The organism is Paramagnetospirillum sp. (assembly GCF_058402745.1).
In genome coordinates this window covers 513,887-520,433 of sequence record NZ_JBZVFI010000003.1, presented here as the reverse complement: position 1 = coordinate 520,433, position 6,547 = coordinate 513,887, and the positions used below count along the sequence as shown (strand labels likewise).

At 63.9% G+C, this 6,547-nt stretch carries 5 protein-coding genes; all 5 read left to right on the top strand.

Translation table 11 applies throughout. The annotated features are described in order from the left end of the window. Positions 1–111 precede the first annotated feature (111 nt). The gene (locus tag ACV4UZ_RS03415) at positions 112–1,800 is read left to right on the top strand and encodes a methyl-accepting chemotaxis protein (RefSeq protein ID WP_491599528.1); all 1,689 of its coding nucleotides are present in this window, start codon (positions 112–114) and stop codon (positions 1,798–1,800) included. Between the two features lie 306 nt (positions 1,801–2,106). Then, positions 2,107–2,883, top strand: coding sequence for a hypothetical protein (locus tag ACV4UZ_RS03410; RefSeq protein WP_491599527.1), 777 nt, complete (start codon positions 2,107–2,109; stop codon positions 2,881–2,883). Positions 2,884–3,162: 279 nt separating this feature from the next. Next, positions 3,163–4,223 (top strand): IS630 family transposase gene (locus ACV4UZ_RS03405; protein ID WP_491599526.1). Its coding sequence is split into 2 segments (ribosomal slippage): positions 3,163–3,655 and positions 3,655–4,223, totalling 1,062 coding nucleotides; the frame shifts between segments, so codons are not numbered across the junction. Between the two features lie 153 nt (positions 4,224–4,376). Beyond that, positions 4,377–5,588, top strand: a complete 1,212-nt coding sequence (locus ACV4UZ_RS03400; protein ID WP_491599525.1) for an NnrS family protein — start codon at positions 4,377–4,379, stop codon at positions 5,586–5,588. A 133-nt stretch (positions 5,589–5,721) separates the two neighbouring features. Then, complete coding sequence (locus ACV4UZ_RS03395; RefSeq protein ID WP_491599524.1) at positions 5,722–6,447, top strand: SAM hydrolase/SAM-dependent halogenase family protein; 726 nt, start codon at positions 5,722–5,724, stop codon at positions 6,445–6,447. Positions 6,448–6,547: the final 100 nt, after the last annotated feature.

The following is a 6,547-nucleotide window of genomic DNA, read 5'->3' as shown; positions in this document are numbered from 1 at the left end:
GTATGATTATATCATTTTGACACTTGGACTTATTGACTAGTTCAGACGTTTGTCATAGAACAGAATTGGATGGAGGGTCCGTCTTAACGGCTGCCTTGGGATACTCGGCGAATGTCAATCAGCAACTGGCGCCTGCGCGCCAAGATACTTCTTATCGTGGTCTTGTCCCTGTTCGGCATGGGGGCAATCATCGCCATCAACCTGTCCAATCTCCGCGAGGAGCTGATGGCGGCGCGGCAGGTGAAGACCCAGCATGTGGTGGAGACCGCCCACAGCGTCATCGCCCATTACATCGCCCAGGCCAAGACCGGAACCATGACCACCGAGGCCGCCCAGGCCGCCGCCATCGAGGCGGTCAAGGCCATGCGCTATGCCGGGACCGAGTATTTCTGGATCAACAGCCTGGCCGGCAAGATGGTGGTCCACCCCATCCGCCCCGACATGGCGGGCAAGGACCTGATGGGTCTGAAGGACCCGGCGGGCAAGCTGTTCTTCGAGGCCATGATCACCGTGGTCAACAAGGACAAGGCCGGCTTCGTCGATTACCTGTGGCCCAAGCCCGGCTTCGACCAGCCGGTGCCCAAGGTGTCCTACGTCAAGGGTGTCGAGGAATGGGGCTGGCTGGTGGGCTCCGGCATCTACATCGATGACGTCGATGCCGCCTTCCGGTCCGAGGTCGCCAAGCTGGGCGGCGTCGCCGCCGGGGTGATGCTGCTGGTGCTGCTGGTGTCGTGGTGGGTCGGCAACAACGTGGTCGCCGGCATGAACGCCGCCACCGGCGGCATCCGCAAGCTGGCCGAGGGCGACACCGCCGTGGAGATCAGGGGCGCCGAACGGGGTGACGAGATCGGCGATCTGGTCCGTGCCGCCGAGGTTTTCCGCGAGCATTCCCTGGCCATGAAGCGCATGTCGGACGAACGGGCCGAGCAGCGCCGCCAGGCCGAGGCCGAGCGCCGCTCCACCCTGGAGAAGCTGGCCGGCGAACTGGAGCGCGGCGTCAAGTCCACCGTGGTGACCGTCAACGAATCCGCCGAACGCATGCAATCCACCGCCAACGGCATGGCGACCTCCATCGATCAGGCCTCGCAGGAGAGCCAGGCCGTCGCCGCCGCCGCCCAGCAGACCTCGTCCAACGTCGAGACGGTGGCCGCCGCCGCCGAGGAGCTTTCGGCGTCCATCCGCGGCATCGGCTCGCAGGTGCAGGAGAGCACCCAGATCGCCAGGGACGCCGTGGACGCCGCCCGGCGGACCGATTCCGTGGTGCGCGGCCTGTCCGAGGCCGCCGACCGCATCGGCGAGGTGGTGCGCCTGATCAACGACATCGCCGGCCAGACCAACCTGCTGGCGCTCAACGCCACCATCGAGGCCGCCCGGGCCGGCGAGGCCGGCAAGGGCTTCGCCGTCGTCGCCAACGAGGTCAAGCATCTGGCCAGCCAGACCGCCAAGGCCACCGACGAGATCGGCCAGCAGATCGCCGCCATCCAGTCCACCACCGCCGACGCGGTGGGCGCCATCGAGGGTATCGGCAAGACCATCGGCCGCATGGACGAGATCGCCTCCGCCATCGCCGAGGCGGTGGACCAGCAAGGCGCCGCCACCCAGGAAATCGCCCGCAACGTCCACGAGGCGGCGGGCGGCGCCCAGGAAGTGTCGCGCCACATCTCCTCCATCAGCCACACCGCCTCGGAAGCCGGAATCGCCGCCCGCGAACTGCTCTCCGCCGCCGCCGGCCTGGCCCGGGAATCCGAAACCCTGCGCAGCGGCGTCGACCGCTTCCTGGGCGAAGTGCGGGGAATGTAGCCGGAAACCCCTCTCCCTCAGGGAGAGGGGTGAGGGGCAAAAAACCAGTGCGAAGGGACTCGTCCCTTCGCGCATCCCCCTTCCATCCGGTGCCCCCCTATCGTCATGCTGAGCACCGCGAAGCATCTTTCAGCCTGAAACGGCTACCGATTCTGCCTGAAAGGCCCTTTGCTGCGTTCAGGGTGACAAATGGCCCAGCGGCCGGCCGCCCCTACTCCCCCAAATCCCCCAGCCAACGCTTCTGGTTTCTTCGCGAGAGAGAAGACGGTAGTTTTTCCGCAGGCTCTAACCTCGCGCTGGTAACCTATGGCTGACGCATCGCTGACCCAAATGTTGCTCTCCGGTACGGCGGGCGCGCTGATTGCAGCCGGCCTGAATTATTTTGTTCAGACGCGTCTTGCTGTGAGAAATAAACGACAGGAAGAGCGGAGGCTCGCCTACGTCTACTTTGTGCGCGTATTAAACATTGTTACCTGCGTTGATTTGGTGGCTAAAATTTATATGCCATACAGAGATTATTTTTTAAAGAAACTTGATGAAACAAAGCTCTCTGAATTTGGCGTGTCTCACGCAATTATTGCGGCGATATTTCAAATAATTCATGATGGTAGTGATGCTAATAAAGCTGAAATTGCGAAAGCCGCATTTTTTGTGGAATACGCGAAGGAGGCTGCCGCAGAACTTTTAGATTTCACCATTTCCGCAGAAAATCTCGCAAAGCTGCCCCAGGAGGTTTCGGCCACATACTACACGTTTATGTCGGCGGCTTTTCAATTGAGGGCCGCGATAGATTTGTTCCTCAAATTCCTTGAGGAGGGTGACCTATCTCATCTGGATTTGGACACGTTATACGCCCAGTGGTCAAACGCGGTCATCTTCTATGAGTCTGCCGTTCAATTGTGTGCGGGGCTAAAAAAGTGGGGAAAAATTACCGCCGAACAGGAACGGAAACTTGCCGATAGTCATAAGCAGATAGCTGGAAAGCAGGTGCTGGCGAGATTCAACAATCAGGAGAAGCTAAAGGCTGCCCTGAGCTTTGTCCAGGCCCAGGCGTCCAAACAACAGCAGAAGGCAGATTCATAACTTACTTTCGGGGGGCAACAGTGAGACGCTGTATGGTTGCGGCCTTGGCCGTCGAGAAGAAGTGCTCGTCCGCCACCACCACAGCCATGCCGCTCCGCCATCTTTTCCCCGACTCCCGTGACCGCTACAACGAAACGGAGTGGCGGCGTCGGTGATGAGCAACAAGGAATGGGGATGCGCGAAGGGACTAATACCAGCCTGCGCTGACCGCGACTCACGAAGGGGATTCCCAAGAAGGGCAGAATGTGAGTCACTCTGGCAAACAGCCGGAGATTTGCCGTGGCAGCGCCGATCCCCCTTCGCCTCGATTATGATGGTCCCGTCCTTCGGGCTCTTGCTCGTCGGTCGAGGGATGCTGACCAGACGCGTCGTCTTCTGGCGCTGGCGTCAATCTACGACGGTGGCAGCAGGAGATCGGCGGCCAAGCTGGGCGGGGTTGGCCTGCAAATTGTCCGGGATTGGGTTGTTCGGTTCAACACGCACGGCCCGGTTGGCCTGATCGACCGCAAGGCTCCTGGTCCGGTGTCGAAACTGAACACCGCCCAACGCCAGGCCTTGGTGGACAAAGTGGAGCGCGGCCCGATCCCGGCGGTGGATGGCGTCGTCCGCTGGCGGCTCAAGGATTTGGCCCTGTGGATTTTCGAGGATTTCGGCATCTCGCTGGATGAGACGACGCTGGGGCGGGAACTGAAGGCCCTGGGCTTCCGCAAGCTGTCGGCCCGCCCCCGCCATCATGCCCAGAACGGCGATGCCGTCGAGGATTTTAAAAAAGTTTCCCCTCCGAGCTGGCGGCGATCCGGGCCAAGCTGCCTCACGGAACCGACGTAGAGGTCTGGTGGCAGGACGAGGCCAGGGTCGGGCAGAAAAACAAGATCACGCGGCGGTGGGCCAAGCGGGGAACACGCCCCTCGGCTCCCCATGACCAGCGCACCCAGTCCGCCTACATCTTCGGCGCCATCTGCCCCGAGCGCGGCGTCGGTGCCGCCCTGGTCCTGCCGCGCTGCGACACCCTGGCCATGCAGTGGCACCTGGATGAGATCGCATCCCAGGTGAGGCCGGGAGCCCACGCCGTCCTCATGCTCGATCAAGCGGGATGGCACACCACCGACAAGCTGACCGTGCCGGACAACATCACCATCCTACCTTTGCCGCCCCGCTCGCCGGAACTCAACCCGGTTGAGAACATCTGGCAGTTCATCCGCCAGAACTGGCTCTCCAACCGTGTCTTCGAATCCTACGATCAGATCATCGCTCTGTGCTGCCATGCCTGGAACAAGCTCATCGACCAGCCATGGAAAATCATCTCCATCGGTCGGCGCCAGTGGGCCCATGGGTTTTAATCAATGCAGGTTGGTATAAGTCCCTTCGCATTGGTTCTTTTCCAACCCTTTCATCCCGGCCCATGGCACGGATTGCCCCCTTGACCCGCCTCAAGGCGCGGCGACCGGCGATGGAGCACCATCCGCCGGTCGTTTGCTTCAGGATGCTTGTTCATGGCCACGATTCCGTTGATGGAACCCGTCTACAAGGGCTCGCAGGGGCCGGTGTTCTTCGCCGCCGGCTTCCGCCCGTTCTTCCTGTTCGCCGCCGTGCAGGCGGCGGTGATGCTGCCTTTGTGGCTGCTGGCCTTCGCCGGCATCCTGCCGGTGGGGCCCAACTGGAATCCGGTGGTCTGGCACTCCCACGCCATGGTGTTCGGCTTCGCCGGCGCGGCGGTGGGCGGCTTCCTGCTGACGGCGGTGCCCAACTGGACCAATTCCCATCATGTGTCGGGCAAGCCGCTGATGGCGCTGTTCGCGCTGTGGCTGGCCGGGCGGGTGGCCGTCGCCCTGGCGGGCGTGCTGCCGCCGGTCCTGGTCGCCGTGCTCGATCTCGGCTTCCTGCCGCTGCTGGCCTTCCTGCTGGCCAAGCCGCTGATTCAGGCGGGCAAGTGGCGCAACATCGTCTTCCTGCCCATTCTCGGCGTGCTGTGGCTGGCCGGGCTGTGCGCCCATGTCGAGGCCCTGACCGGCAATCCGGTGGGGCTGAAGGGCGTGACCCTGGGCATCTTCATCCTGCTTCTGATGATCGCCATCGTCGGCGGGCGCATCATTCCGTCCTTCACCCAGAACTGGCTGCGCATGCAGGGCCGTCCCGTGGATGTGGCGCCGGTGGGCTGGATCGAGCAGGGCGGGGCGGGGGGCGTCGTCGCCCTGGCCGGCCTCGCCCAGGTGTTCCTGCCGTCCACGCCGCTGGCCGGGGCGCTGCTGCTGGCCGCCGCCGCCATCCATGCCTGGCGGCTGTCGGGCTGGCACGGGCTCAAGACCGTCTCCAACCCCATCCTGGTCATCCTGCATGTGGGTTATGCCTGGATGGTGCTGGGCTTCGCCCTGCTGGGCCTTTCGGCCTTCATGGACGCCCTGCCGCCATCGGCGGCGCTGCATGCGCTGACGGCGGGCTCGGTGGCCACCATGATCATCGCGGTGATGAGCCGCGCCGCCCTGGGCCATGCCGGGCATCCCCTGGTGGTGGCCAAGGCCACCGTGTGGGCCTACGGCCTGATTTCGGCCGGCGCCATGCTCCGCGTCATGGCGCCGGTGATTCCCGACGGCATGATGATGCTGACCATGGTCGGCGGCGTCGTGTGGAGCCTTGGCTGGGTCCTCTACGTCGTGGTCTACTTCCCCATCTGCACCCGGCCGCGCGCCGACGGGCGGCCGGGGTAAGGGTATTTGGGCTATCGCCCAAGCCCATCCGGGGCGAATGCCCCGGACCCCATTTTGATTTAATGAATGGGGTTTGGGGCCCAAGGCCCCAAGCGGGTATGGGCGGCAGCCCATGATGGAATGAGGCAAGCGGATGATCGTCTTCTTCACCGATTTCGGGGCGCAGGGGCCGTATCTCGGCCAGATGGAGATGGTCATCCGCCAGACCCTGCCGGCCGAGCCGGTGGTCAACCTGATCGCCGACGCTCCCCGCTTCGATCCCCAGGCGTCGGCCTATTTGCTGGCCGCCCTGGCCGCCGGCATTCCCCGCCAGTCCGTGGTGCTGGCGGTGATCGATCCCGGAGTGGGAGGCGAGCGGCTGGCCCTGGTGGTCGAGGCGGACGGCGTGCTCTATCTCGGTCCCGACAACGGCCTGTTCGAGATCCTGGCGCGGCGTGCCAGGACCTTCCGCGCCTGGGAGATCGTCTGGCGCCCCGAGCGTCTGTCGGCCAGCTTCCACGGCCGCGATCTCTTCGCCCCGGTGGCCGCCCGCCTCGCCGCCGGGCTGGGGCCCGAGGATTGCGGCTGCCGGCCGGTGGAGCCGTCGCGCCATGCCGGCTGGCCCGACGATCTGGCTTCGGTCATCTATCACGACCATTACGGCAATGCCTGGACCGGGCTGCGGGCCTCGATTCTGGCGGCCGACGCCGTGCTGCGGGCGGGGGGAGAGGAGTTCCGCCGCGCCCGCACCTTCTCGGACGTGAAGCCGGGAGCCGGGTTCTGGTACGAGAACTCTTCCGGCCTGGCCGAGATCGCCGTCAACGGTGGGGCGGCGGCCAGTCTTTCGGCCCTGGCCATTGGCGGTAGTGTTACAAATTAACCAACATTCTTTCTTATTTTTCCCGGTTTGTGTGACCAAATACATAGGAGCAGGGTGGCGCGACGGCTACAATCGCGCCATGGGGCAGACGCGGGAGCGA

Excerpts from the sequence above, each read along its gene's own strand:
- ACV4UZ_RS03415 (WP_491599528.1), top strand. The coding sequence starts at position 112 with ATGTCAATCAGCAACTGGCGCCTGCGCGCCAAGATACTTCTTATCGTG.
- ACV4UZ_RS03410 (WP_491599527.1), top strand. The coding sequence starts at position 2,107 with ATGGCTGACGCATCGCTGACCCAAATGTTGCTCTCCGGTACGGCGGGC.
- ACV4UZ_RS03400 (WP_491599525.1), top strand. The coding sequence starts at position 4,377 with ATGGCCACGATTCCGTTGATGGAACCCGTCTACAAGGGCTCGCAGGGG.
- ACV4UZ_RS03395 (WP_491599524.1), top strand. The coding sequence starts at position 5,722 with ATGATCGTCTTCTTCACCGATTTCGGGGCGCAGGGGCCGTATCTCGGC.